Here is a 25002-nt window from a genome sequence, read left to right as displayed (position 1 = left end):
CCTCAGGCCTGCATCAAGGCGTTGTTTTCGAAACCGCGCACCGCTTCGGCGGTTGCCGTGCGGCAAAGATCGTCCGCAGCCGGGACTGCAGCCTTGTAGCGCGTGATGACAACAGGTTTCGGCTGGTAGTTCGGATCCGGATCGAGGGGATGCGGGCAATTGGAAAAGCCGACCAGCATGTCCATCTCGGCACGCAGTTCGACATAATCGCCGCTGTTGGAACGCTTGGCCTGCCAGCCGAAGCCGCCGGCCTCGGCAAGACGCACGGGCGCGAAGAGATTGAGGATGCCGGGAATATCGCGACGGGTAAGACCGAGCTTGCCGGCGACGAGGATCAGGTTGTCGCGGGTATTGCGCGTCTTTTCGCCCGGATATTTCGCCGCGTTCGAGGCAGCGGTCGAGCCGCCCATCAGACAGTCATGAGCGCCGGAACTGTCCTCGATCATCGAGAACATGACGCGGCCCATGTCGGAGAAGATCACGCGGCCCCTGCCGAGCGCTGTCGTCCACTGGACCTTGGCGGTATCGACCAGATTGATCCGTTCGCTGGTATCAGCGGCGCTCCAGGCGACGAGCGCCAGGGTGGAATTGCCCTCCGCTTGATCGATGCGGATCGCCTCGCCGCGCGAAACTTTCGTCGACCAATACCAGCCGCCGGGGACGGTTTCCCGGTGGATGATAGCGGCGGCGTCGATGGCCGGCGCCGGCAAGGGGCTGGGGCCGGGCAGCGCCTTGGGGGCGAATTCCAGCCCCTTCTTCTGATGCTCCTCATATCGCGCGCGGTTGGCGGCGATTTCTTCGGGTGAGCGTCCCACATGCATCATTGCATCTCTCCTGATGGTGCCAGGTCGTCCCGGCTGTGCCCCAGGGAAGCGACCGGGCCGTCCCGGTCGGGGCTGAAGATCGATGGCTGGCCGGCAAGGCGCGGCGGCCAGATGGAAATATCCTTGGTGATGGTAGCGCCGTAGCGCTCCCTTTCCTCCGGCCGGTTGCGGCGGCGTTCGAAAGCGACGACGCGGTTCGCAAGCGTGAAGGCTTCGCGCATGTCATGCGTGACCATGACGACGGTCATCTGCGTCTCATGCCAGAGCCGTTTCATCAGCGTGTGGATCTCGGCGCGGATGCCCGGATCGAGCGCGCCGAAGGGTTCGTCGAGCAGCAGCACTTTCGGCTTCATGATCAGCGCCTGGGCCAGCGCAAGGCGCTGCTGCATGCCACCCGAAAGCTGGGCCGGGTATTTGCCTTCGGAACCGGCAAGACCCACCTCGGCGATCAGCCGGCCCGCTTCCTCAAGCGCATTGCGGCGGGCCGCGCCGAAGAGCTTGGCCCTGTAGCGCGCGGCGGAAAATTCCCTGCCGAGCAGCACATTGCCGAGCACCGTCAGATGCGGGAAGACGGAGTAGCGCTGGAAGACGACACCGCGATCCGGCCCCGGCTCCGACGGCAGAGGCTCGCCGTCGAGCAGGATCTTACCCTTCGTCGGCTGCTCCTGGCCGAGCAGCATGCGCAGAAACGTCGTCTTGCCGCAGCCGGAGGGGCCGACAAGGGCGACGAAGGCGCGCGAAGCGACGGTGAGCGACACGTCTTCCAGCACGATCTGGTCGCCATATTCTTTCCAGACCCGTTCGATCTTCAGTTCGCTCATGCCTGCTTCTCCAGCTCCGACCAGGGAAACACGGCGATCCGCAAGCGGTCGAGCAGGGCGTTCATGACCACGGCAAGCAGCGTGATCCAGACGACATAGGGGAAGATGATATCCATCGACAGATAGCGGCGGACAAGGAAGATACGGTAGCCGAGGCCGGAATCCGAAGAGATCGCTTCGGCAGCAATGAGGAACAGCCAGGCGGGACCGAGCTGCAGTCGGAGGCAAGTGATCAGCCGCGGCAGGACCTGCGGCAGCACGATCCGCAGGCCGATCTGCCAGGAGGAGCCGCCAAGCGTCTCGGCCTTGACGATCTGCTCGCGCGGCAGCTCCAGCGCCTTCAGAGCCAGGTCACGGATCATCGTCGGCGCTACACCGATGACGATGAGGGCGATCTTCGAGGTTTCGCCGAGCCCCATGACGATGAAGAGGATCGGCAAAAGGGCGAGCGGCGGCACCATGGAAATCACGGCGATGAAGGGGGCGAGCAGTGCTCGCAGATAAGGCAGCATGCCGATCAGCATGCCGATGAGAAGCGCGATCGCCGTCGAGATGCCGAGGCCGGAGAGCAGCCGGATCAGGCTTGCTCCGGTATCCGACCAGAGCAGATAGTCTCCTGTGCGCTGGTCGGCAACGAAGGCCAGGCGGTTGATCGCATCGGCGAAGCCCGCAAGGCTCGGCAGAAGCTTGTCATTGGCGTTTTCCGCCAGTCGCGCAGCCGAGCCGAAGGCATAGGCAAGGGCAAGCAGCACGAAGGGCAGCAGCGTCAAGGCAAGCTGCGCACCCCGGCTCGGCCTCGTGTTGATCCAACGCATGGGAAATGCTCCGCTGAGAAGGAGAGGAGGCGCGGCCGAACCGCGCCGCCGTTCTGATCAGAGCGAGCCGTCGGCCGCTGACTTCATGTAGGTCTCGGTGAAGCGGAGCTTCACGTTGCCGGTATCACCCAGCACCTTGCCGTCGGGCATCTCAATGCCGATCACGTCAGCAGACGGCGCCCCATTGCCGAGCAGACCCTTCTCGAAAAGGAAGCTGCGGACGAGATCCATGGTCTTCGGCAGGCCGGGCGAAGCGGTGAAGGCAACGGCGTCGGCCGGTTTGTCGAATAGCTTGGTTGCGGCGAGCTGGGCTTCGAAGCCGGCACGGTCGGTGCCGGATGCAGAGCCCATGGCTTCGCGGGCGGCTTTGCCTTCGGCTGTGTCGGCCCGCAGCAGTGCGGCCGTCTCGTACCAGATGCCGGCGAGCGCCTTGCCGAAGTTCGGATTTTCCTTCAGCACGTCGGTGTTGGCGACCATCAGGTCGATGATCTCGCCCGGGACCTGCGAGCTGTCGAAAACCTTCTTGGCGCTGGGATCCTCCAGAATGGTGGAGACGAGCGGATTCCAGCTGACGACGGCGCTGACATCAGGCGTCTTGTAGGCTGCGACCATGTCGGCGTCCGATGTATTGACCACCTTCACGTCGCGCTCACTCAGCTTGATGCTTTCGAGCGCACGGGCGAGCAGATAGTGCGAGACGGAAAACTCGACGAGATTGACGTTTTGGCCCTTGATGTCGCCGAGGCTCGCCTTGTCCTTCAGGATGACGGCGTCATTGCCGTTCGAAAAATCGCCGACGATGACGGCCGTCGTGTCGACCCCGCCGGCGGCCGGGATCGACAGGCCGTCCATGTTGGTGAGCGTCACGGCATCGAAGGCGCCCGCCGTGTACTGGTTCATCGACTCGACGTAGTCATTGAACTGGGTGACTTCGATATTGATGCCGTATTTATCGGCCCATTTCTTGACGATGCCGTGGTCGCTCGCATAGCCCCAGGGCATCCAGCCGACATAGATGGACCAGGCGACCTTGAAGCTGGTTTTCGGCGCTGCGCCGGCGGAAGAGCCCAATCCGAAAGCCAACGATACCGAAAGGGCCGTTACGGAGAGAATCTTCGAAAAAGTCTGCATAGAAATTCCCCTTTTGCTTTTTCAAAAAGGGATCGGCAAAGACCATCGCGCCGCCAATCCCTTGGCTTACGAGGTCTCCCGGGCTTTTGTCCCGCCGTGCATCCGGTGGGATTTCTCTCCCAGCCGGTGGTGGCTCTCGGACCAGCACGCTCCCGTACGGAGCGCCGGAACCCTAGCCACCAACTCACAGATATCGAAGCAAGCAGTGTGCCAGATCGTAACTGGTTGATTTATCTCGAAAGGGGATTGCCGGCTTGCTTTCGAAATCGGCTGCATAAGCATTTTGCGCGAAAAATGTGCAGTGTTAGACAAAGGGATTGTGGCAGCGGCCTTCGCCATTGCGCAATGATTGAATGAGCGCTCTTTCGATTTCCTCAAGCAGATGGCTGAGCGGAATTCAGGCTCCTGAGCTTCAGTTGCCTGGTCTTCCGTTGAAACGCGCGCGTAGGTAACAAGGCTGGCCTTTTTGCCTCGCCAACGCGGGAGGCAGCACTATCTGTACAGCACAAAATGCAATATGGGCATTTTCATCGCCCAAAGATGGGATGCAGCGGCAATAATTAGAGCCCATAAGGCCAGCGAGAACATGACCGCGGCTAACCTGATTCCCATTGACTGCATCATTTCCTCCAACCCAGCATAATCGTCCCTCCTCGGACGATCTAACGCTATCAGGCTGCAGGTGGATCAGCTATCGCAAGAAATCGCTACTGGATCGTCGCTGCAGCGAGCGCTGGAAAAGATGCAATGTTTGGCAATGGGGCGCTCGCTTCCTCTCTCTCAAACGACAAAGTGGAAGTTGTCGTATTGCGCGCCATAATAATCGGGGCCGCTCGTTTCGTTGATGACGGGCTCGGTGTCGAGCACGAGATAGTCGATTTGGCCATAGGCGCTGAGATCAATCACTTGCGGGTCATGAATGCTGTCAGCGGTCACGTTGACCGTAACCAAGAACACGGTATCGCCGTTCAGCCTACCTTCGATCGTCAGAACGTTGTCATAATCGGATGTGCCATTTGCCACGCTGAATTGCTCTATTTGGAAGGTGCCGCCATCGGCGGCCTGGATGGGTGTCCAGAATGCGCCGCCTAACAGATAATGGTTGCCGTCGGCTTCCTTTTGTATCGCTGCATCGTCACCATCGTGCCAAGCGCCCCAATCGAAGCCCTTGTAGCCTGTGGGGAAATCATATTTGCCGACATCCTCGAAATTGACGAAGATGTCGCCACGCTCCGGCAGATCGACTGCGATATTGAGCAAGCCGAAGTCGGTAGCGCCTTTGCCGTCCGAGATCTTGAAATTGAACTGATCGACGAGTTGATCTCCCGGGCCGAGCGCCAATACCACCGGATTGGAGTGATCGAGTTCATAGGTATAGTAGCCGTCGGAATAGACGGTTAGCGTGCCGTATTTTCCCTCGATCGTCGTCGTAGTCCGTCCGTCCGAATTGGCCGGTTGCGGAATTCGCTGCCCGTTCACGAAGTTGACACGCACAAGATCTCCGTCGGCATCCCTGGAACCGTCGAGGATGTTGCCGTCAACCGGCTTGTCGATGTCGAAAATGGGCTGGTATACGTCCGCTGCGACCGGCTTGTGGTTTGCCATTTCTACCTCCCGTCTGAAGTTCTGTTTAAACATGCAACCCTGTCGGGTGCTTGGCAACGAGATTTTGACGAGCGTCTGACCAGTTCAGCCGGTTAAATCCAACAGACGCAATTTATCTGGAGTTCAAAGATCCAAGTAAAGGGAGCGACGCAGGCGTCTATTCCCTTGGAAATGAATATTTATGTCTGTCTTACTCTGATGCCGCTTTGGGGAATGCGGTATTTTCTGCCTGTTCAAGATTTCGTCAATTTCGGCCAGCCTGAATATTTCAGGCAGCGTAATAATGCCGGGCTCATGATGACGTCATCATGACGATACGGCATTGATTGCTTCAATGCAGGCCTCCCACTCCGAGCAGGCTTTCGACGGCTTCGTGGTCCCTGGACAGGTCCGCCGGCGTTCCCGCCCAGGCCAGCCGCCCTCGTTCGAGAATGACGACCTGATCGGCGAAATCCAGCGCGCTCTGGATCCGCTGCTCGACAAGAAGGATGGTCATGTCGCCTGACTGCGCGAGATCGGCGAAGGCTGCCATCAGTTCCTCGCAGATAACGGGGGCAAGCCCCTCGAGCGGTTCGTCGAGCAGCAGCACGGACGGGCGGCCGAGAATGGTGCGGGCCGTTGAAAGCATCTGCTGTTCGCCGCCGGAGAGCTGGTTGCCGAGGTTGCGGCGGCGCTCCTTCAGGCGCGGGAACAGTGCATAGGCTTCCTCCAGCGCCGTTTTCGGCCGCGCCTTCAAGCCGACGAAAAGGTTCTCTTCGACCGTCAACGTCGGAAAGACGCAGCGTGTCTGCGGCACATAGCCGAGACCCTTATGCGCGCGTGTTGCGCTTGGTGCTGTTGTGACATCCGTATCGCCAAGGGTGATGCGGCCCTCATAGCGTCGGGTCTGACCGGCGAGCGTCGCCAGCAGCGTTGTCTTGCCCATGCCGTTGCGGCCGAGCACGGCGAGCCTTGCGCCTGCCGGCACGGAGAAGGAAATGCCTTCCAACACCCGCGTCGGCCCGTATCCGGCCGACAGATTTTCGACCTTAAGCGACAGGGCTGGCATTGGCATAACTCCCGAGATAGGCCTCGCGCACACGCGCATCCCTGGTGACGTCCTCAGGTCGGCCGTCGAAAATGATCGCGCCGGCTGCCAGCACGATGACGCGTTTGGCAAAACGAAAGACAAGATCCATGTCGTGTTCGATCATCAGCACGGCGAGATCGGCGGGCAGATCGGCCAGCGCTTGCTCGATGCGGCCGGTATCGCTCTGCGGCACGCCGGCGGCCGGCTCGTCGAGCAGCAGCACCTTCGGTTTCAGCGCCAGAGCGACGGCGAGTTCCAGAAGCCGCTGTTGCCCATAGGCAATCTCGCTGACCTTGCGATGCATCAGCGGCGTCAGTCCGAGCTTTCCCAGGAGGTCGTCGATCTCGGCCATGACATCGGGCATCGAGAGGAAATTTCCGAACATGTTCCAGGTCTTTCCGTCCCGCTGCAGGACAGCGAGCCCCACATGTTCGGCGGGCGTCATGTCCTGGAAAAGCCGTGTCACCTGAAAGGAGCGGACGAGGCCGCGTTTGACCCTGCCGATCGCATTGACTGCCGTCACCGTTTCGCCGCCAAGGCGGACCTCGCCGGAATCGGGGGGGAGATTGCCGGTGACGAGGTTGACGAAGGTGGTCTTGCCGGCGCCGTTCGGGCCGATCAGCGCGACGCGGTCGCCGGGCGCCATCGCCAGCGAAACATCGTTGGTCACTGCAAGGCCACCGAAGGCTTTCCGGAGATTGGCGACTTCGAAGACATGGCTCATGAGCGCTGCTCCCTGCGGCGGTCAATGAAATTTGCGGCCGTTCCGTAAAGCCCTTTCGGCGCGAAGAGCACGACGGCGATCAAGAGCGCACCGACCATGGTCAGCCAGTGGAAGGGATTGGCGGCCGAGACATAGTCCTCGAAGAGCATGAAGATGATCGTGCCGGAGAGCGCCCCGAAGAGAGATCCGGTCCCACCGAGCACGAGCATGACAAGCGCCTCCGCCGACTGCGTGAAGGACAGGCTGTCCAGACCGACGACCTGCGTCGAGATCGCGTTCAAGGCGCCGCCGACCCCGGCAACCGCGCCCGAGATGGCGTACATCCTGATGAGCGCGCCCTTCGGCGAACCACCCATGGCGCGGATACGCAACGGGTCCTGCTTGATGGCGCGGCAGAGCATGCCGAAGGGTGAACGCACCAGCAATCTCAGCAGCACGAAGACAACAAGCAGCAGCGTCATTCCGAAAAAGAAGGCGGTGCGGCCATAAAGATCGAATTCAAAAAAGCCGAGGACCGGATCGGGCGCGATGCCGGAAAGTCCATCGCTGCCTCCTGTCCATGAGGAGGCCTTGTTGGCGAATTCGTGGAAGAGGTGGATGAGGGCAATCGACAGCACGAGCTGCGGCAGGCCATGCGCGCGCAGAATGATCGCGCCGCTGAGCAGTCCGGAAGCTACGCCGCCGGCAATGCCGGCAAGCAGCATCAGCAGCGGATCATTGATGCCGCAATGCGCCGATAGGATGCCGGCGGCATAGGCACCGGAGCCGAACAGGGCTGCATGGCCGAGCGTTGCAACGCCGCAATAACCGGTCACGAGATCGAGCGAGAGCACGAGCAGCGCGATGGTGATCATCCGCGTCAGAAGCGCGAGATTATCAGGGAAGGCGAAATAGCCGATGGCGGCAACGGCGATGATCACCATGATGCCGGCGAGATCGCGGCTGACATAATTGCGCCGTTGCTGGAGGCGTCCGTTTTCGTTGTTCAACACAAGCGCCATCTCACTTCGCCCTCCCGGCAAGGCCGCGCGGGAAGACGCAGATGATCGCGATCACGGCAAGATAGAAGAAGAATTCCCCGAACTCCGGCATCAGATAGCGGCCCGTCGTATCGATCGCGCCGAGCAGCAGGCAGGCGATCAGCGCGCCGGGAATGGAGCCGGCGCCGCCAACGGAGACGACGACCAGGAAAGTCACCATGTAGCGCAGCGCGTAATAGGGTTCGACCGGCAGGAGTTCGGCGCCGACCACGCCTCCGAAGGCTGCAAGCCCGACGGCGATGGCAAAGCTCACCGCATAGATGATCTCGGTGCGTACGCCGAGTGCCGCCGCCATCGCCGCATCATCAACCGAGGCGCGCAGCTTGACGCCAAAGCTGGTCCTTTCGATCGCGAACCAGAGCGCCAGCGCCACGGCCAGGCCGCAGAGGATCGCGAAAAGCCGGTGAACGGGGATGGTGCGAAAGCCAAGATCGGCCGAACCCTGCAGTGCAGCGGCAAGCGGTATGGTCTTCAGCGTTGGTCCCATGAGGTAATTGGCGATGCCGATGATGCAGAAAGTGATGCCGATCGTCATCAGCACCTGGGTCAGTTCCGGCGCGCCGTAGATCCGACGGTAGAGGAAGCGCTCGAGAGGGATTGCAATGATGATCGTAGCGACTACGGCAGCGATGATCGCCATGGCATAACCGAGGCCGAGGTCACGTGCGGCATAGGAGGCGATGTAGCCCCCGATCATGGCGAAGGCGCCGTGCGCCAGGTTGACGACGCGCATCAGCCCCATGGTGACGGAAAGGCCGATCGAGATCACGAAGAGCACCATGCCATAGGCTAGCGCGTCGACGGCTATGCTGAAGACTGTCTGCATGGAACTACCTGCTTGAATGCGACGGACCTAAGATTCCAAGCCCGCCGCATGTTCTGACGCCGGATGTTACTTGGCTGCCGCCAGGCCCGGATCGCCCTGCTTCTCGAAGGTCTGGACCTCCTTGTTGATGTAGGTCCCGTCGTCGGCCTTGGCGACTTCGCGCAGATAGATGTTCTGCGTGATGTGGCGGCTTTCCGGATCGATCGAAACCGGGCCGCGCGGGCTCACCCAGGCAAGGCCCTTCACCGCATCGACAGCCTTTTCGGCATCCTGCTTGCCGCCCGTCGCCTCGATCATCTTGTAGATGACATACATGCCGTCATAGGCGCTGACTGCGGGGAAGGAGAGTTCGGCCTTGTTGCCGATCGCCTTGGTGGCCGCCTCGACGAAGGCCTTGTTTTCGGGCGAGTCGTGCGAAACGGCATAGTGGAAGGTCGTCTGGATGCCGAGTGCGGCATCACCGAGCGCCGGCAGATCGGATTCCTGGGTCAGGTCGCCGGGCGCGAAGAACTTGATGCCGGCAGCCTTCAGGCCGTTCTCGTTGTAAGCCTTGACGAAGCCGAGCGTCGTCGGTCCCGACGGCAGGAAGGCGAAGACGCCCTCAGCGCCGGAATCCTTGATGCGCTGCATGATCGGGCTGAAGTCGTTGGTCGCAAGCGGCATGCGGATCGCCTCGACCACCTGACCGCCGGCCTTTTCGAAGCCGGTCTTGAAGGCATTCTCGGCATCGACGCCCGGGCCGTAATCGCTGACGACCGAGATTACCTTCTTGACGCCGGCGTCGAAGGCGACCTTGGCGATCGGCGTCGAGGTCTGCCAGGTCGTAAACGAGGTGCGCACGACGAGCGGACTCTTGGTCACGATCGCCGAGGTGGCGGCGTTCATGATGATCATCGGCACATTGCCCTGCTTGAGGATCGGTGTCACCGCCATGGCGTCGGGGGTGAAATAGAAGCCGGCGAGATACCGGACCTTTTCCTTGACGATCAGTTCCTGGGCAAGCGCCTTGGATTGGGCAGGATCGGCCTGCGGCACGTCGCGATAGACGATCTCCACCGTGTCGTTGCCGACCTTGCTGCCGTTAACGGCCATATAGGCGTCAATCCCCGCCTTGAAGTTCTTGCCCTGAAGCGCGAACGGACCGGAGAATGGGCCGATGACGCCGACCTTGATGGTGTCGGCATAGGCGCTCGTGCCCAGGACGATGGCCGCAGCGGCGGCCAGAAACAGCTTCCTCATTTTCTCTCTCCCTTTTCGGCGTACTCCGGCGCCGTATTGAATTTCATGTTAGCTTCTCATGCGAAATGGTGATGTAAAATGAAATAAATCCCCAAACACATGATTTCCTGGTTATGGTTCTGCGTCCCGAGCACTCGGTGGTTCTGCGGATGCGCGCAGCCTTCATCCGCAATCCTTCAGAATGGCAACCCCACATAATTTTCGGCAAGGACCGTCGAGGCGGCGCGGGAATGCGTGAGATAGTCGAGCTCCGCCTCCTGAATCCTCTGATCGAAATCACCGGTATCGGGGAAACGATGCATCATCGTCGTCATCCACCAGGAAAACCGCACCGCCTTCCACACACGGGCAAGTGCAACCTGCGAATAGGCGTCGATGCCATGATCCGAGCTTTCGCGGTAATGCTCGATCAGCCCGGAGAAAAGGTAATGCACGTCACTGGCCGCAAGGTTCAGCCCCTTGGCGCCGGTCGGCGGCACGATATGGGCGGCGTCGCCGACCAGGAAAAGCCGGCCGAAACGCATCGGCTCGGCGACGAAGGAGCGTAAAGGCGCGATCGATTTCTCGAAGGACGGCGCGGTTTTCAACGCCTCGGCGTGATGCGCCGGCAGGCGCCGTCTGAGCTCGTCCCAGAAGCGGTCGTCGCTCCAGTCCTCGACCCTCTCGTCGAGCGGGCATTGGAGATAATAGCGGCTGCGTGTCGCCGAACGCATTGAGCAGAGCGCAAAGCCCCTGGGATGGTTGGCGTAGATCAACTCGGGGCTCACCGGCGCCACGTCGGCAAGCAGACCCAGCCAGCCGAACGGATAGACCTTCTCGAAACTTCGGATCGCCCGTTCCGGGACGGCTTTGCGGCTCGCGCCATGAAAGCCGTCGCAGCCGGCGATGAAATCGCAATCGATGCGCCTGGCAGCGCCGTCCTTTGTATAGGTCACGAATGGAGAGCGGCCATCGAAACCATGCGGCGTGACATCGGCGGCATCGTAGATCGACAGGCCGCCGCTTGTTTCGCGCTGCGCCATCAGATCGCTCGTCACCTCGGTCTGGCCGTAGACAGTGACGCGCCGGCCGCCGGTGAGTTCATGCAGATCGATGCGATGGTCGCGTCCGTCGAAAGCGAGGGAGAAGCCGTTATGCGGCAGGCCTTCGGCATGCAGTCTCGCTCCGGCTTTGGCCTGGTCCAGCAGCCCGACAGTGCCTTCCTCCAGAACGCCGGCGCGCACCCGGCCGAGGATGTAATCCTTGTTGACGCGATCGAGAATGACATTGTCGATGCCGGCTTCGGTCAGAAGCTGACCCAGCAGTAAGCCGGCTGGTCCCGAACCGATGATGGCGACTTGAGTTCGCAAATGCTTCCTCCCAGCTTTTTGCGTTTTATCAGATTCTGCCGCGCCGACCGGATCGCCACAATGGACATTCCGGCCAAAAAATTGCACTAATCGAACATCCGCGCGGGAGGGAGCCAATGAGCAGGCATATACCGACTTACGAGCTCTACGGCGAAAACGTCGGACGATCGCCGGAATTTTGGTTGCATTGCGAAACAATTCGCTCCCGGAGCAGCTTGCATCAATGGGAAATTGCACTGCACCGCCACGAGAGCTTCTTTCAGATATTGTACATCGAAGCCGGTTCGGGTGATGCGATCTTCGGCGACAGGCGCCATGTCATCCGTCCGCCGGCGGTCATTACGGTTCCGCCCGGCCTCCATCACGGCTTTCGCTTCTCACGCGATATCGACGGTCTTGTCATCACCATATTGCGATCCCATCTCAGCCATCCGCCCGGCGAGCGCAGCCATCTCGGCGAATGGCTGGCGGCGCCGCATCTGACGCCGCTCGATCCGCGTGATGCCGACGGCATTCATGTCATGCAGACGTTGCGGCGACTAGGCGACGAATTTGAAAACCGCCGCAGCGGCCGCAACGAAGTGCTGGCAGCCTACGTCGCCTTGGCGCTGCGGCTGACAGCGCGGATTTCTCATGACGGTAATTCGAGCGAGCTTGCCTCAAGCGAAAACGAGCGACGGATGGACATGCTGGGCGAGCTCATTCAACAGCATTTTCGATCCCACAAGCCTGCATCCTTCTATGCCAGGGAGCTCGGGGTGTCGCCGACGCATCTCACCCGGATCGTCCGGTCGATGACCGGCAGCACGCCGCACGAGTTGATCGCCGCCAAACTCATTGAGGAGGCGAAGCGTCAGCTGGTCTTTACTCTGGGCAGCGTTCAGGAAATCGGATTCCGCCTCGGCTTTGCCGACCCCGCGTATTTCTCGCGCTTCTTCCTGAAATATGCCGGTGAAACGCCGCGAGTCTGGCGCATGACGGAAAAGGCCCGACTCGACCGCGCATAGGGTTTCGGCGTCCGGTGACAGCGCATTCGCAGGCGTCAGTCACCGATGTCTCATGTCGCCGGCCATGTCCAGTTCCGCACCTCCGGCATGTCCTCGCCATGTTCGCGCACATAGTCGTGGTGTTCCGAAAGCTTGCGACGGAAGGCGGCGAGGGCTTCGCCTGCTTTTTCCTTGACACCCGGGACGCGCTCGATCGCTTCGATGGCGAGGTGGTAGCGATCGAGTTCATTGAGCACGGTCATGTCGAAGGGCGTCGTGGTCGTGCCCTCTTCGATAAAGCCGCGGACGTGGATGTTTTCGTGGTTGGTGCGCTTATAGGTCAGGCGGTGAATGAGATAGGGATAGCCGTGATAGGCGAAAATCACCGGCTTGTCCGGCGTGAAGATCGCGTCAAAGGCGTCGTCGGTCAGGCCGTGCGGGTGCTGGTCCCTGGATTGCAGCGCCAAGAGATCGACGACGTTGACGGTGCGGATTTTTAGCGCCGGCACCGCCTTGCGCAAAAGGTCGACGGCGGCAAGCGTCTCCATCGTCGGCACGTCGCCGGCGCAGGCCATGACGAGGTCCGGCGCGACGGCATCTTCCTCGTTGCTTGCCCAGTGCCAGATGCCGATGCCTGCCTCGCAATGTTTCATCGCTTCGTCCATCGACAGCCATTGCGGCTCCGGCTGCTTGCCGGCGACGATGACATTGACGCGGTCATAGGTCCGCAGGCAATGGTCGCCGACCCAGAGCAGGGTGTTGGCATCCGGCGGCAGGTAGATGCGAACGATATCGGCCTTCTTGTTGGCGACGAGATCGACGAAACCGGGATCCTGATGGCTGAAGCCGTTATGGTCCTGGCGCCAGACATGCGAGGTCAGCAGGTAGTTCAGCGACGAGATCGGCTTTCGCCATTCAAGCTCGCGCGTCACCTTCAGCCATTTGGCGTGCTGGTTGAACATCGAATCGATGATGTGGATGAAGGCCTCATAGCAGGAGAAGAGGCCGTGGCGGCCGGTCAGGAGGTAACCTTCCAGCCAGCCCTGGCAGAGATGTTCGGAGAGCACCTCCATGACGCGTCCATTGCGGGAGAGGTGGATATCATAGGGCTCGATATCCTCCATCCAGACGCGGTCGGTGACCTCGAAGACGCTGCCGAGGCGGTTCGATTCCGTTTCGTCGGGACCGAAGATACGGAAATTCGCCGCCGCCTCGTTGCGCTTCATCGTGTCGCGCAGGTAATGGCCGAGGATCTCCGTCGATTGCACCATCGCGCTGCCGCGCTTGCCGATCACGACAGCGTAGTCGCTGATATCGGGAACATCGAGCTCTTTGCGCAGCAACCCGCCATTGGCGTGCGGATTGGCGCCCATCCGGCGTTTGCCGACAGGCGCAAGCGCCCGCAATTCGGGTTTCAGCCGGCCGTCGGCGCCGAACAGGTCTTCCGGATCATAGCCGCGCATCCAGTCCTCGAGGATCTTGCGGTGGCCGTCATCCCCGCGGCAATTGGAGACCGGCACCTGGTGGGCGCGCCAGAAGCCTTCCACCATCTTGCCGTCAACCTCCTTTGGGCCGGTCCACCCCTTGGGGCTGCGCAGCACGATCATCGGCCAGCGCGGGCAACCCTCCGCGGTTTCGCCCCCTCGGGCCTGCTTCTGGATCTCGCGGATGCGGCCGAAGACACTGTCCAGCGTCGCGGCCATCTGCTGGTGCATATCGCGCGGTTCATGGCCGTCGACGAAGAACGGTTCGTAGCCGTACCCTTCGAAAAGACGGCGGAGATCATCGTCTCCGCCACGGCCGAGAATGGTCGGGTTGGCAATCTTGTAGCCGTTCAGGTGCAGGATCGGCAGCACGGCGCCGTCGCGGGCGGGATTGAGGAACTTGTTTGAATGCCAGCTCGCCGCCAACGGCCCGGTTTCGGCCTCGCCGTCGCCGACGACGCAGGCGACGATCAGGTCGGGATTGTCGAAGGCGGCGCCATAGGCATGGACGAGGGCGTAGCCGAGTTCGCCACCCTCATGGATCGAGCCCGGCGTTTCCGGTGCCGCGTGGCTCGGGATGCCGCCGGGGAAGGAGAATTGCCGGAAGAGCTTGCGCATACCTTCGGCATCCTCGGAAATATCGGGATAGATCTCGCTATAGCTGCCTTCGAGATAGGTGTTGGCAACCATGCCGGGCCCACCGTGACCGGGGCCGCACATATAGATGATGTCGAGATCGCGGGCGCGGATCACACGGTTGAGATGCACATAGATGAAGTTGAGGCCGGGCGTCGTACCCCAGTGGCCGAGTAGGCGGGGCTTGATGTGTTCCGCCTTCAGCGGCTCGCGCAGCAGCGGATTGGCAAGCAGGTAGATCTGGCCGACCGAGAGATAATTGGCGGCCCGCCAGTAGCGGTCGATCAGGGTGAGTTCGGTATCGGTCAGGGCGGCGGCGGTTGCGACATGCTCTTCCATGGGTCTCTCCCGTTCGAAAACGCCTTTAACGTTATTTCTAGCCGCTGACGCCAGCGCGCCATTGATCTGGATCAGCGGGCGGCGAGAAGGGATAGCGCCTCGTCGGCGATCACCTGTTCCTCGTCCGTGGCGATGACATGGGCAGCCACGCGGCTTTCCCCGGCGCTGATCGTAAAATCATTGCCGGCATTCGCCTCTTCGTCGATCGAAAGGCCGAACCAGGCGAGGTGTTTCGCCACGCCGGCGCGGATCTCCGGCTGATTTTCGCCGATGCCGGCGGTGAAAACGACAGCATCGAGGCCGCCGAGAGTTACCGCCATGCGGCCGATCTCGCCGGCAATGCGCAGCGTGAAGAGGTCGATCGCCTGGCGCGCTTCCGGCCGTCCGTCCGTCAACAGGTCGCGCGTGTCGGCGCTGATGCCGGAAACGCCGAGCAGGCCCGAGCGGTGATAGAGCAGATCCTCGATCTCGCCCAGGGAGCGTTTTCTCTCTCCTGCCAGATGCAGGATGACGCCGGGATCGAGCCAGCCCGGGCGCGTTGCCATCGGGATGCCGTCGAGCGTCGAAAAGCCCATGCTGCAATCGCGGCTGATGCCCTTGTCGAGCGCACAGAGGCTGGCGCCGCTGCCGAGATGGGCGACCACCGCCTTGGCAGCCTGCGGCGCCTTGCCGGCAAGTTCACCAGCGATGAATTTATAGGAAAGCCCGTGGAAGCCGTAACGCTTGATGCCCTCGTCATGCAGGGAACGGGGTATGGCGAGACGGCGAACGAGATCATCCTGCGTGGCATGGAAGGCGGTGTCGAAGGAGGCTGTCTGGACAAGATGCGGCTTCACATGTCTGAGCGCGCGAATGAAACGCAGCGCTTGCGGCTGGTGCAGCGGCGCGAGCGGGATCAGCGCTTCGACGGCATCGATTGTGGTGGTGTCGAGGGCGGCTGCCCTCGTGAAGCGGTCGCCGCCATGGACGACGCGGTGACCGGCGGCGTGCGCGGCGGTCATGTCGAAGTGGTTGGCGAGAAGCCCGAAGGTCTCATCGATGACGCCGTGCAGGTCGTCCGTTACCTCCGCCTTCAGCGGCAGGTCGAACGTCTGCAGTCCCTTGTTCAGGCTGAGGCTGAGTGGGTCGGCACGAAAATCGATGACGCACTTGCCGATGTGTCGTGCTTCGGCGCTCTCAATCGAGAAGATGCCGATTTTGACGGTAGAAGAGCCGGCATTGAAGGTCAGAAGCAGGTCGGTCGATGACATGTCTTTAGCAGTTCCGCGCAGGCATAATGATGACCGAACTTAGTGCCGGGACTTCTGATGGAAAGATATCTATTCGTCCGTCACGCGTATTTGCGGGCCCGCCCGGCCCTCTTGATGCATTCGGATTGTAACCCGGCACCTTTCATGAATGCGCCCCTCAGCCATCCCGCAGCGGGCAATGCTCTGCCGTCAGTGACTTACGGGCGTGGGTGGTGAGGACGTCTTGAGAGGTTCATCGCGATGCTTCCCATGATCCTGCGGCAGGTGTTCTAGCGCGTCGCATAAATCAAACTGAATGCGACGCGCTTAAAGCCTCGTCAGGCCGTGGATGCCAGATTGGCGTTGCGGTCGCGGATGAAGGTGTCCGCCTCGGCGGCGGGCATCGCCTTGCCGAAAAGATAGCCCTGGCCGATGTCACAGCCGAGTTGCAGCAGGAAGGTGAGCTGGCCATGCTCCTCGACGCCTTCCGCAGTCGTCTTGATATTGAGGCTTCTGCCGAGACCAAGCATGGCGCGGACGATCTTTTCCTGGCGTTCGTCGTCGCGATAGGTGGCGATGAAACTTTTGTCGATCTTGATCTTGTCGAAGCGGTAGCGGGCGAGCTGGGCGAGGCTCGAATAGCCCGTGCCGAAATCATCAAGGGCGATCTGGATGCCGGCAGCATGCAGTTCTTCAAGAATGACGGCGGCGATGGCGGGATCCTGAATCAGCGCGTTCTCGGTGATCTCCACTTCCAGGCGTTGCGGCGGCAGCCGGGTTGCCGACAGCACCTTGAGGATGCGGGATGTCAAGAGCTTGTCTTCCATCTGCACTGGCGAGATGTTGAAGGACAACATGACATGCGCCGGCCAGGTGAGCGCGTCGCTGCAGGCCTGGGCGAGCAGATCCTCGAACAAGGCGGTGATCATGCCGGTTTCCTCGGCAATGTCGATGAAGACCGGCGGCGGAATGTGGATGTCATCCTCGCCCGCCCAGCGCGCGAGCGCTTCGAAACCGCAGAGCTGGCCGGTCTTCAGGTCGATCAGCGGCTGATAGAAGGGCTTAATGTCTTTACTGGCGATTGCGGCGCGCAGTCTGGTTTCCAAGGAGGCGCGCTCGGCTACCTTGTCCTGCATTGAGGTTTCGAAGGCGAGAAAATGGTTGGGGCCGCGTGATTTGGCCTCGTACATGGCGAGGTCGGCACGATGGGCGGCATCTTCCAGCGGTTCGGTTCCCTCAGCCCAGCGATCGTAGCCGACGCTGGCGCCGACTTCGACGGCAAAGCCATCGATATGGATCGGTCGGGTCACGGCCTGGATCAGCAGCCTGGCGAAACGCTCCTCCCGTTGCGCGGTCAAAGCAAAGGCGACGATGATGAATTCGTCGCCCCCAAAGCGGTAGACGCAATCTGCATTGCCGAGCGCGCAGATGCGCCTGGCGACTTCGATGAGCAACACGTCGCCGCCTTTGTGGCCGACGAGATCGTTGACTTTCTTGAAGCCGTCGAGATCGACAGAGAAAATGGTGACGTTGTCGTCCCATTCCTCGACTTCGGCCTCGTCGTTTTTGATAGGCCGTGCGAGAGCCTTGCGCTCGAAGGCGTAGCGGTTCGGTAGCTTGGTCAGATGGTCATGAGTTGCCGTCCAATCGGCCTTCGCCTGAGCGGCGACGCGCAATTCCATTTCCTTGCGCAGGTCGGCAATACGCAGCACCGAATAGACGAAGCTCATAGCGCCAGCGATGCCGAGCCCAAGAACGAGCTTGTCGGCGCCATAGGCGCGGAAATGGGTCATGAATGAAACGAGGCTGTCGTCGAACCGGAGCAGCGTACCGAGGAGCCAGAGGGTTATCCCCAAACCGACGATCGACATGCATTGCCTTCCGGCTCTGCTCTGGAAAAACACCGGCATAATGCCTTCTCCATCTCCACCCCGCGTGGTGATATCACAAAAGTCTGAAATGTTCGTTGAAACCAGAAGGCGAATTTTCAGAGGGGCGGGTTTGCCGCTGCGGCATCAGAAGCCCCGATGGTATTGAGATACAACCGGAATTGCGTGGCGGCTGTTTGACGGATCTCGACCATAAGGAGAATAATTGCCGCAGGTGATTGGTACTGCAAAGATAGGATGAAGAACGAAGGCGAGCGTGCTATCGCATGCTCGCCCTTTCTCGTGCGTCAGGCGGTGACGATCAGCAGCGGAACGCTGACGATGAGACCGGCCAGAACCGTGAACGTGGCGAAGCGCATAAAACGCAGGCGCCGCGTCCGTTCTCCACTCCAATCATATGTCATTCTTCCATCTCCTTGGGACAAGGAAGGTAGTCCCCGGGCAACCGGGTTCAACAGGGATGACACAATTTGCTTGTGTAAGGCTGGATAAAATGCGGGTTCTCTAATGCTGGAAGCGCAGAGACCAGCGGCTGCCGTTGCTGGTCATGCGAAGGATGGCGAGCGGCTCGACGTCGCTCAGCCAGAAGGAGGAAGGCGGCGCCTGAAGCACATGTGCGACGGCCGCCCGGATGACAGCCGCATGGCTGACGGCGATGACGTGACCGCCGAGGGCCGATTGGGTGTCCATCCAGCCGACGACGCGCTTTCGCAGATCAACAAGGCTCTCGCCGCCGTGCGGTGCTGCTGCCGGCTCGGTCATCCAGGCCATGAGGCTTTCCGGCTCTTCCGCCTCGATCGCCGCGATCGGCCTGCCGGCCCAGCGGCCATGGTCGCAGTCGCGAAGCGACGGCTCTATCCCGGCCTGAAGCCGCAGCGCCTCGGCTGTCTCGCGGGCACGCAAGGCGGGGCTCGTGACAATACGGTCGGCACGGGGGAGGACGGCCATCCCGCCAGCTTCTTCAGCGGCCTTGCCTTCCAGCGGTTCGTCGAGCGGGAAAAGGGCCTTGCGACTCGCCGCCGTCGCGCCGTGGCAGATCCAGGTGAGGCGCGTGTTCACGGTCGTGCTGATCTCCGGATAGCGGTGGGGATGGCCCTTAGGCGTTTCGTGAAGTTTCGTTGACAGTCTCTTCGGCGTGCAGATATAACCGGGCTGTTGCGGGTTTGGAAGCCGGTGGAAATCCGGCGCGGTCGCGCCACTGTGACCAGCGTGTCGAAAGCTCTTCGCGCTGGAAGTCAGACCCTGCCGCACAAGCACTCTTTCGACTGAACGCGTCATTCCGGAGGAATACATGTCTGACACCACTTTCACGCCCGTCGCGGCACCAGCGCCGATCCCGGTCGGCGAAATCCTGCCCTGGGCGATCTTCGGCGGCCTGCTGATGCTCATCGCCATCTATTTCGTCGGCACCGAGGAAGGCGCGATGGCGCTGTTCAACGGCATGTATGTGCATGAATTCGTGCATGACGGCCGCCACCTTCTCGGCTTTCCCTGCCACTGAGGGAGTTCCCGACATGGTTGGAAACCTTTTGCTTCGCGGCATGTTCGCGGGCGTGATTGCTGGCATTCTCGTTTTCGCCTTCGCCCATATCTTCGGCGAACCGCTGGTCGATGCGGCAATCGCCTTCGAAGAGGCGAGCGCGCAGGCGGCCGGGCAAGCGGCCGAACCTGAAGTCGTCAGCCGCGCCACGCAGGCCGGTCTCGGCCTCTTCACCGGCGTCATGGCTTACAGCGTTGCCGTCGGCGGACTATTTGCCCTCGCCTTTGCTTTCGTGCACGGGCGCTTCAGCGCTCTTTCGGCGCGTGGCACCTCTGCTGTCATCGCCATCGCCGCCTTCGTGGCGATCGTGCTCGTTCCCGGTATCAAATATCCGGCCAACCCGCCGGCGGTCGGCAACCCCGACACGATCGGCGTCAGGACGGAGCTGTTCTTCCTGATGATCGTCGTTTCGGTCGCGGCGCTGATTGCCGCCGTGGCGCTGTCGCGCCGCCTTTCCGAGCGTTTCGGGCTTTGGAACGGCGCGATCGTCGCCGCTCTCGCCTATCTCGTCTTCATCGGCGTCGTGCTTTATCTGCTGCCCCCGATCAACGAAGTGCCGGAGAATTTCTCGGCGATGGTACTCTGGCGGTTCCGCACGACCTCGCTCGGCATGCACGCGATTCTCTGGGCAACGCTCGGCCTTGCCTTCGGAGCGCTCGCGGAAAGACGGCTTGCCCTCAAGGGCGGGCTGCGGCCCGCCTTCCGGTGATCCGGCGCATCGGCAGGTTTGCGGCTCTCGCTCTGATCGCAAGCCTGTTCCCATTGCTTGCGGGAAACACGTCTGCCCATGAGCGCAGCGCCGACGGTAGCCATGCCGGCCTCGAGATCCCCGCCATTTCCCACGGCGAGATGGCGGTCATTTCCGATTACCGCAGCGGGATTATCGGGCTGGCGTCGCGGGCGGTCGATACCAACGAACCGTTCCGCCGCGTCCTGAACTACGCCGAGATCCAGTATTCCTATTGTCTGTGGGGCCGGATGCCGGGCAGCGTGACGGACGAGGAAAGCCCTTTCAACGAATGCGCCCATGCCTATCTTGCGGCGACGAAAGCTGTATTGCTGTCGATGCGGGAGATGCCGCGGGAGGCGGCCGCGGCGGGTGAAATCATCTCGGCAATCGACGCGGATATGGCGCGACGCGGGCTCGCGCTCATCACCTGCCAGTTCAGCGGCGAGGCCTTCAACACCGCCGACATCGTCAAGCCAAATTGGAGCAAAGTGCCGCTTCATCCTGCCAGCATGGCATCGTTGACAGGATTGGCTGCCCTGTTCGGTCTTGCCGGCCTTGTGCTTAGACGCGTCTTGCGGCCGAAAGCTCAGTCGTCGGAATAGCGCTGTTCGCGCCACGGATCGCCATACATGTGGTAACCGTTCTTTTCCCAGAACCCGGCCTTGTCGGCGGGCATCAGCTCGATCTGGCGCAGCCATTTGGCGCTTTTCCAGAAATATAGATGCGGCACGACCAGGCGCATCGGGCCGCCATGGTCTGATGTCAGCGGCAGGCCCTCCCATGAGGTCGCCAGGATCGCGTCCTCGGCGGCGAAATCGGCAAGCGGCAGGTTGGTGGTGTAGCCGTCATAACTCGTCAGCAGGACGTAGGCCGCTTCCGGCTTCGGCATGGCGAGATCGAGCAGATCCCGCGTCGAAACGCCTTTCCAGTTGTTGTCGTAACGCGACCAGGTGGTGACGCAGTGGATATCGCTGACCTTGGTGCTCTGCTCGATCGCCTGGAAGGCCGCCCAGTTGAGCGTGAGCGGTGTTTCGACCAGGCCGCGGACATCGAGCCGCCAGCTGTTGGTGGAGATGACCGGCTGCTGGCCGAGATCGAGCACCGGCCAGTTCTTGACGAGGTGCTGACCGGGTGGCAGGCGCTCGGCTTCAGGACGGCTGACGCGGCCGGTCAGGAATTTTCCCTCCGCCGCCCAGCGGCGTTTGGAACTGGTCAGCTTGCTGTCGGAGGGCGTCTGGTCGTCGCTCATGAGCGGGTCTCCTTGGGATGCCGCAATAGGGCATTCGGCTCCCCGGGTGTCAAGTTTCGGCAGACCCTTGGAAATCCCCGTCTGTATCATTAGACTTGGAGCCCGTCGGGCGTGCCTTGCTGGGGAGTGGAGGCAGAAAGGGAGGAGCCGGATCTGTCTTCGAGATATCGCGCGATAGCGGCGCTTTTGGTAGTGCCGATAATCATTTTCGCCTTCTTCACCTATGGAAGCGCGATTGCGACGCGCGCCTACATGGAAGAAGCCTCGGCGCAGGCTGGAACGACGCTGCGTCTCGCGGTTTCGGCGCTCAGCGGCCACCTCAATCGCTACGAGGCGCTGCCGGCGCTGATTGCCGATCACGACGATATCAAGGAGCTGGTCAGCACCCCCGACGACGGGGCGTTGCGCGAGACTGCCAATCTCTACCTCAAGGAGATCAACGGGCTGTTGAAGTCGTCCGACATCTATGTCGTGAAGCCGGATGGGGAGACGATCGCCGCCAGTAATTATGATGGACCGGGAAGCTTCGTCGGGCAAAATTTCAACTATCGGCCTTATTTCCAGGAGGCGATCGAGGGGCGGCAGGCGCGGTTTTATGCGCTCGGCACAACCTCACTGAAACGCGGCTATTATTTCTCGGCGCCGATCAGGGTCGGGGCTGACATCCGTGGCGTCATCGTTTTCAAGGTCGATATCGACATGATCGAATCCTCCTGGAGCGGCGGGGAATACAAGATCTTCGTCTCCGATCCGGAGGGCATCATCTTCATGTCGGGAAGCCCGGAATGGCTCTACGGAGCAATCCTGCCGCTGACGTCCGACCGCATCGCCCGCACGGAAGCCTCGCGGCGTTATGCCAATGCCAGGCTGACCGGGTTGCCGGTGGTGCGTCACCGCTTCGAACAGCACGAGCTGATGACGCTGGCAAGTGATCGGGGCGCAAGCGAATATCTCGTGCTGTCGCATTACATGCCGGCCGAGGACTGGACGGTGAACGTGCTGATGGAAACGAGCTCCATCCGCGCCCAGGCGCGCACGGCACTGGTGGCCGTCTTCCTCATCCTTTGTATCGCCGCGCTCGCCGTCGCTGTGCTCCGCCAGCGGCGGGCGCGGCTTGCCGAGCGCATGCAGATGCAGGCTGAGGCGCAGGGCGAGCTGGAGCGCCGGGTTGAGGAGCGCACCGCCGATCTTGCCCGCGTCAACAGCCGCATCGAGGAGGAGATTTCAGAGCGACGGCTGACCGAACAGCAGCTTCGTCAGACCCAGGCCGATCTGATCCAGGCCGGCAAGCTTGCCGGGCTCGGGCAGATGTCGGCGGCTCTTTCGCATGAGTTCAATCAGCCGCTCGCCGCAGCCAAGACCTATACGGACAGCGCCGCCGTGCTGATCGACCGCGGGCGAATGGAGGAGGCCAGGGACAATATTAGGCGGATCGGCGGTCTGATCGACCGCATGGCCTCGATCAGCCGGCACCTGCGCAACTTTGCCCGCAAACCGAACGAGAAACTCGGGCCGGTCGCTCTCGACGATGCGATGCGTGATACGCTGGAAATCGTCGCATGGCGGCTGAAGGCGGCGGACGCCGAGCTCCGGCTCGACCTCGGAACGCAGCCGCCGGTCGTGCGTGCCGGTTCGGTGCGTCTGCAGCAGGTGCTGGTGAACGTCATCTCCAATGCCGCCGATGCGGTCGAAGGACTGGCTGACAGGCGCATCGAAGTGTCGGCTTTCGAGGAGGCCGGCAAGGTAGTGCTGACCGTGCGCGACCATGGGCCGGGTGTGCCGGCGGCGATTGCCGAGCGCATCTTCGATCCGTTCTTCACGACGAAAGGCGTCGGCAAGGGGCTCGGTCTGGGGCTTTCGATCTCCTATAACATCGTCAAGGATTTCGGCGGCAGCCTTGCCGCCGCCAATCATCCCGAAGGGGGCGCGGTGTTCCGCATCGAGCTGCGGTCGGCGGCAGGGCTGATGCCGGAGGCGGCGGAATGAACGAAGCGAAGATCCTGCTTGTCGACGACGAAGAAGAGTTGCGCCGGTCGACTGCGCAGGCGCTGGAGCTTTCCGGCTTCAGCGTCGAGACCTTTTCGAACGGCGATCATGTGCTGGAGCTGATCGGCTACAGCTTTCCCGGCGTCGTCGTCAGCGATATCCGCATGCCCGGTATCGACGGCATGACGCTGATGCAGAAAATCCGCGAGATCGATCAGGAAGTGCCAGTTATCCTCGTCACCGGCCACGGCGACGTCCAGCTTGCGGTGAAGGCGATGCGCGAAGGCGCCTATGATTTCATCGAGAAGCCGTTCACGCCTGAAATGCTCGCAGGGGTCATTCGGCGAGCAATGGAGCGGCGTGGCCTCGTGCTCGAAAACCGGCTGCTGAAGGCGGTCGCGGGCAAACGCGACGATATCGAGGCGCGGCTGCCGGGGCGTACACAGGTGATGGTGGATCTGCGCTACCGCATCCGGGCGATCGGGGCGAGCGATGCCGATACGCTTATTGTCGGCGAGACCGGCGCCGGCAAGGAGGTGGTGGCCCGCGCGCTTCACGACATCAGTGCCCGGGCAAGCCGGCCGTTCATCGCTATCAATTGCGCCGCGCTGCCGGCGAATCTCATCGAGAGCGAGCTTTTCGGTCATGAGCCAGGCGCCTTTCCGGGAGCGGTCAGGCCGCGTTACGGAAAATTCGAGCACGGGCGCGGCGGCACCATCCTGCTCGACGAGATCGGCTCCATGCCGTTTGACCTGCAGGCGAAGTTCCTGAGGGTGCTGCAGGAGCGGGTGATTTCCAGGCTCGGGTCGAACGAGATCGTGCCGCTCGACGTCCGCTTCATTGCGACGAGCAAGGTGGATCTCGAGGCGGAGGTGGCAGCCGGCCGCTTCCGTGCCGATCTCTTCTACCGGCTGAATGTTGCGACGCTGCACGTGCCGTCGCTGTCTCAACGACGGCCGGACGTTCCGCTGCTTTTCCTGCAACTAGTGCGAGAGGCGGCCGCCCGCTACGGCCGCGACGAACTCCTCGTGCCGCCGGAGGTGATCTCCGACATTGCCCAGCGTGACTGGCCCGGCAATGTCCGCGAATTGAGGAATGCCGCCGATCGTTTGGTCCTCGGTCTCGACAATGGCGGGTGGCAGGCCGAAGAGGCGATGGGGCTTGCGGAGCGAGTCGCCGAATTCGAGCGAGGCGTCATTGCCAGCGCGCTGGTCGCGCATGGCGGCAGCCTTCGGCCGGTTTATGAATCGCTCGGCATTTCCCGCAAGACGCTCTACGAAAAGATGCAGAAATACGGCCTCGACAAGCGGATGCTGATTACCGACGGCTGATCCACATTCCGATGGGTGGATTTCCACCCATCGCGAGAGCCGTTTGTTTCCAAATCGACCCATGCTGCATCGCACTGTCGCAAATTCGTCTTGTGAAAGCGGTGGCGGCGGTTGCAGCTGGACCTTTTCCGGCGGCAAATAGCGATCGGAACCGGCGCGG

At 61.6% G+C, this 25002-nt stretch carries 22 protein-coding genes and 1 riboswitch; of the genes, 6 read left to right on the top strand and 16 right to left on the bottom strand.

Features of this window, described 5'->3' with window-relative positions:
* Window positions 1-2: 2 nt before the first annotated feature.
* The 11 genes from N2597_RS16485 to pobA all read right to left on the bottom strand — a co-directional run bounded on the left by N2597_RS16485 (window position 3) and on the right by pobA (window position 11443).
* Window positions 3-824 (bottom strand): urea amidolyase associated protein UAAP1, encoded by an 822-nt coding sequence (locus N2597_RS16485; RefSeq protein ID WP_183598316.1) that lies wholly within the window; start codon window positions 822-824, stop codon window positions 3-5.
* Entirely contained in the window at window positions 821-1645 is an 825-nt protein-coding gene (locus N2597_RS16480; RefSeq protein ID WP_039621948.1) for an ABC transporter ATP-binding protein, read from the bottom strand. Before N2597_RS16480 ends, N2597_RS16485 begins: the two co-directional genes overlap by 4 nt.
* Window positions 1642-2460: an ABC transporter permease gene (locus tag N2597_RS16475; protein WP_039621946.1), complete on the bottom strand. Its 819-nt coding sequence runs from the start codon at window positions 2458-2460 to the stop codon at window positions 1642-1644. Before N2597_RS16475 ends, N2597_RS16480 begins: the two co-directional genes overlap by 4 nt.
* A 57-nt stretch (window positions 2461-2517) precedes the next feature.
* Entirely contained in the window at window positions 2518-3591 is a 1074-nt protein-coding gene (locus N2597_RS16470) for a putative urea ABC transporter substrate-binding protein (RefSeq protein ID WP_183598318.1), read from the bottom strand.
* 73 nt (window positions 3592-3664) lie between these two features.
* A riboswitch (guanidine-I (ykkC/yxkD leader) is annotated at window positions 3665-3778 on the bottom strand.
* 593 nt (window positions 3779-4371) lie between these two features.
* Window positions 4372-5196 (bottom strand): cadherin-like domain-containing protein, encoded by an 825-nt coding sequence (locus N2597_RS16465; RefSeq protein ID WP_183598320.1) that lies wholly within the window; start codon window positions 5194-5196, stop codon window positions 4372-4374.
* 331 nt (window positions 5197-5527) lie between these two features.
* Window positions 5528-6244: an ABC transporter ATP-binding protein gene (locus N2597_RS16460; protein WP_183598322.1), complete on the bottom strand. Its 717-nt coding sequence runs from the start codon at window positions 6242-6244 to the stop codon at window positions 5528-5530.
* Window positions 6225-6989 (bottom strand): ABC transporter ATP-binding protein, encoded by a 765-nt coding sequence (locus N2597_RS16455; protein WP_077990433.1) that lies wholly within the window; start codon window positions 6987-6989, stop codon window positions 6225-6227. The genes N2597_RS16460 and N2597_RS16455 overlap by 20 nt, the downstream gene beginning before the upstream one ends.
* Window positions 6986-7990: a branched-chain amino acid ABC transporter permease gene (locus N2597_RS16450; RefSeq protein ID WP_106795992.1), complete on the bottom strand. Its 1005-nt coding sequence runs from the start codon at window positions 7988-7990 to the stop codon at window positions 6986-6988. The genes N2597_RS16455 and N2597_RS16450 overlap by 4 nt, the downstream gene beginning before the upstream one ends.
* A 1-nt stretch (window position 7991) precedes the next feature.
* On the bottom strand, window positions 7992-8855 hold the full coding sequence (locus tag N2597_RS16445) for a branched-chain amino acid ABC transporter permease (RefSeq protein WP_097604040.1): 864 nt from the start codon (window positions 8853-8855) through the stop codon (window positions 7992-7994).
* Between the two features lie 66 nt (window positions 8856-8921).
* A complete protein-coding gene (locus tag N2597_RS16440) occupies window positions 8922-10094 on the bottom strand; it encodes an ABC transporter substrate-binding protein (RefSeq protein WP_183598324.1) in 1173 nt (390 codons plus the stop codon).
* Between the two features lie 176 nt (window positions 10095-10270).
* Window positions 10271-11443, bottom strand: a complete 1173-nt coding sequence (gene pobA, locus N2597_RS16435) for a 4-hydroxybenzoate 3-monooxygenase (RefSeq protein ID WP_183598326.1) — start codon at window positions 11441-11443, stop codon at window positions 10271-10273.
* Window positions 11444-11559: 116 nt separating this feature from the next.
* Between pobA and N2597_RS16430 the strand changes: the two genes are divergently transcribed.
* A complete protein-coding gene (locus N2597_RS16430; RefSeq protein ID WP_096764351.1) occupies window positions 11560-12450 on the top strand; it encodes a helix-turn-helix domain-containing protein in 891 nt (296 codons plus the stop codon).
* Window positions 12451-12500: 50 nt separating this feature from the next.
* Here N2597_RS16430 and N2597_RS16425 read toward each other — a convergent pair whose 3' ends face one another.
* The 4 genes from N2597_RS16425 to N2597_RS16410 all read right to left on the bottom strand — a co-directional run bounded on the left by N2597_RS16425 (window position 12501) and on the right by N2597_RS16410 (window position 19065).
* Window positions 12501-14888: a phosphoketolase family protein gene (locus N2597_RS16425; RefSeq protein WP_086156361.1), complete on the bottom strand. Its 2388-nt coding sequence runs from the start codon at window positions 14886-14888 to the stop codon at window positions 12501-12503.
* 71 nt (window positions 14889-14959) lie between these two features.
* Entirely contained in the window at window positions 14960-16138 is a 1179-nt protein-coding gene (locus tag N2597_RS16420) for an acetate/propionate family kinase (protein ID WP_077990403.1), read from the bottom strand.
* A gap of 317 nt (window positions 16139-16455) precedes the next feature.
* Window positions 16456-18027: a putative bifunctional diguanylate cyclase/phosphodiesterase gene (locus N2597_RS16415; RefSeq protein WP_183598328.1), complete on the bottom strand. Its 1572-nt coding sequence runs from the start codon at window positions 18025-18027 to the stop codon at window positions 16456-16458.
* A 483-nt stretch (window positions 18028-18510) separates the two neighbouring features.
* Window positions 18511-19065 carry a histidine phosphatase family protein gene (locus tag N2597_RS16410; protein ID WP_010060819.1) on the bottom strand — a complete coding sequence of 185 codons (555 nt, stop codon included), beginning with the start codon at window positions 19063-19065 and terminating at the stop codon, window positions 18511-18513.
* Between the two features lie 232 nt (window positions 19066-19297).
* On the opposite strand from N2597_RS16410, the gene N2597_RS16405 reads away from it, so the two are divergent.
* From N2597_RS16405 to N2597_RS16395, 3 genes are read left to right on the top strand one after another with little or no spacing between them, the layout of a single operon-like run.
* Window positions 19298-19507: a CbtB domain-containing protein gene (locus N2597_RS16405; RefSeq protein WP_010060821.1), complete on the top strand. Its 210-nt coding sequence runs from the start codon at window positions 19298-19300 to the stop codon at window positions 19505-19507.
* Window positions 19508-19520: 13 nt separating this feature from the next.
* Window positions 19521-20255: a CbtA family protein gene (locus N2597_RS16400; protein ID WP_077990397.1), complete on the top strand. Its 735-nt coding sequence runs from the start codon at window positions 19521-19523 to the stop codon at window positions 20253-20255.
* A complete protein-coding gene (locus N2597_RS16395) occupies window positions 20255-20878 on the top strand; it encodes a hypothetical protein (protein ID WP_406549664.1) in 624 nt (207 codons plus the stop codon). Before N2597_RS16400 ends, N2597_RS16395 begins: the two co-directional genes overlap by 1 nt.
* Here N2597_RS16395 and N2597_RS16390 read toward each other — a convergent pair.
* Window positions 20863-21525: a sulfite oxidase-like oxidoreductase gene (locus N2597_RS16390; protein WP_077990395.1), complete on the bottom strand. Its 663-nt coding sequence runs from the start codon at window positions 21523-21525 to the stop codon at window positions 20863-20865. The genes N2597_RS16395 and N2597_RS16390 overlap by 16 nt on opposite strands.
* 111 nt (window positions 21526-21636) lie before the next feature.
* Between N2597_RS16390 and N2597_RS16385 the strand changes: the two genes are divergently transcribed.
* Both N2597_RS16385 and N2597_RS16380 read left to right on the top strand, forming a co-directional pair.
* Entirely contained in the window at window positions 21637-23511 is a 1875-nt protein-coding gene (locus N2597_RS16385; protein WP_245345039.1) for a sensor histidine kinase, read from the top strand.
* Window positions 23508-24842 (top strand): sigma-54-dependent transcriptional regulator, encoded by a 1335-nt coding sequence (locus N2597_RS16380; protein ID WP_086156360.1) that lies wholly within the window; start codon window positions 23508-23510, stop codon window positions 24840-24842. The genes N2597_RS16385 and N2597_RS16380 overlap by 4 nt, the downstream gene beginning before the upstream one ends.
* Window positions 24843-25002 lie beyond the last annotated feature (160 nt).

The organism is Rhizobium sophoriradicis (genome assembly GCF_025200795.1).
In the GTDB taxonomy this organism is placed as follows: Bacteria; Pseudomonadota; Alphaproteobacteria; order Rhizobiales; family Rhizobiaceae; genus Rhizobium; species Rhizobium sophoriradicis.
This window is presented reverse-complemented; position numbering and strand designations above follow the sequence as displayed.

What these genes read in the sequence shown, in the direction of transcription:
- N2597_RS16485 (WP_183598316.1), bottom strand. Translation starts at nt 824, where the DNA reads ATGATGCATGTGGGACGCTCACCCGAAGAAATCGCCGCCAACCGCGCG.
- N2597_RS16480 (WP_039621948.1), bottom strand. Translation starts at nt 1,645, where the DNA reads ATGAGCGAACTGAAGATCGAACGGGTCTGGAAAGAATATGGCGACCAG.
- N2597_RS16475 (WP_039621946.1), bottom strand. Translation starts at nt 2,460, where the DNA reads ATGCGTTGGATCAACACGAGGCCGAGCCGGGGTGCGCAGCTTGCCTTG.
- N2597_RS16470 (WP_183598318.1), bottom strand. Translation starts at nt 3,591, where the DNA reads ATGCAGACTTTTTCGAAGATTCTCTCCGTAACGGCCCTTTCGGTATCG.
- N2597_RS16465 (WP_183598320.1), bottom strand. Translation starts at nt 5,196, where the DNA reads ATGGCAAACCACAAGCCGGTCGCAGCGGACGTATACCAGCCCATTTTC.
- N2597_RS16460 (WP_183598322.1), bottom strand. Translation starts at nt 6,244, where the DNA reads ATGCCAGCCCTGTCGCTTAAGGTCGAAAATCTGTCGGCCGGATACGGG.
- N2597_RS16455 (WP_077990433.1), bottom strand. Translation starts at nt 6,989, where the DNA reads ATGAGCCATGTCTTCGAAGTCGCCAATCTCCGGAAAGCCTTCGGTGGC.
- N2597_RS16450 (WP_106795992.1), bottom strand. Translation starts at nt 7,990, where the DNA reads ATGGCGCTTGTGTTGAACAACGAAAACGGACGCCTCCAGCAACGGCGC.
- N2597_RS16445 (WP_097604040.1), bottom strand. Translation starts at nt 8,855, where the DNA reads ATGCAGACAGTCTTCAGCATAGCCGTCGACGCGCTAGCCTATGGCATG.
- N2597_RS16440 (WP_183598324.1), bottom strand. Translation starts at nt 10,094, where the DNA reads ATGAGGAAGCTGTTTCTGGCCGCCGCTGCGGCCATCGTCCTGGGCACG.
- N2597_RS16430 (WP_096764351.1), top strand. Translation starts at nt 11,560, where the DNA reads ATGAGCAGGCATATACCGACTTACGAGCTCTACGGCGAAAACGTCGGA.
- N2597_RS16425 (WP_086156361.1), bottom strand. Translation starts at nt 14,888, where the DNA reads ATGGAAGAGCATGTCGCAACCGCCGCCGCCCTGACCGATACCGAACTC.
- N2597_RS16420 (WP_077990403.1), bottom strand. Translation starts at nt 16,138, where the DNA reads ATGTCATCGACCGACCTGCTTCTGACCTTCAATGCCGGCTCTTCTACC.
- N2597_RS16415 (WP_183598328.1), bottom strand. Translation starts at nt 18,027, where the DNA reads ATGCCGGTGTTTTTCCAGAGCAGAGCCGGAAGGCAATGCATGTCGATC.
- N2597_RS16405 (WP_010060821.1), top strand. Translation starts at nt 19,298, where the DNA reads ATGTCTGACACCACTTTCACGCCCGTCGCGGCACCAGCGCCGATCCCG.
- N2597_RS16400 (WP_077990397.1), top strand. Translation starts at nt 19,521, where the DNA reads ATGGTTGGAAACCTTTTGCTTCGCGGCATGTTCGCGGGCGTGATTGCT.
- N2597_RS16390 (WP_077990395.1), bottom strand. Translation starts at nt 21,525, where the DNA reads ATGAGCGACGACCAGACGCCCTCCGACAGCAAGCTGACCAGTTCCAAA.
- N2597_RS16380 (WP_086156360.1), top strand. Translation starts at nt 23,508, where the DNA reads ATGAACGAAGCGAAGATCCTGCTTGTCGACGACGAAGAAGAGTTGCGC.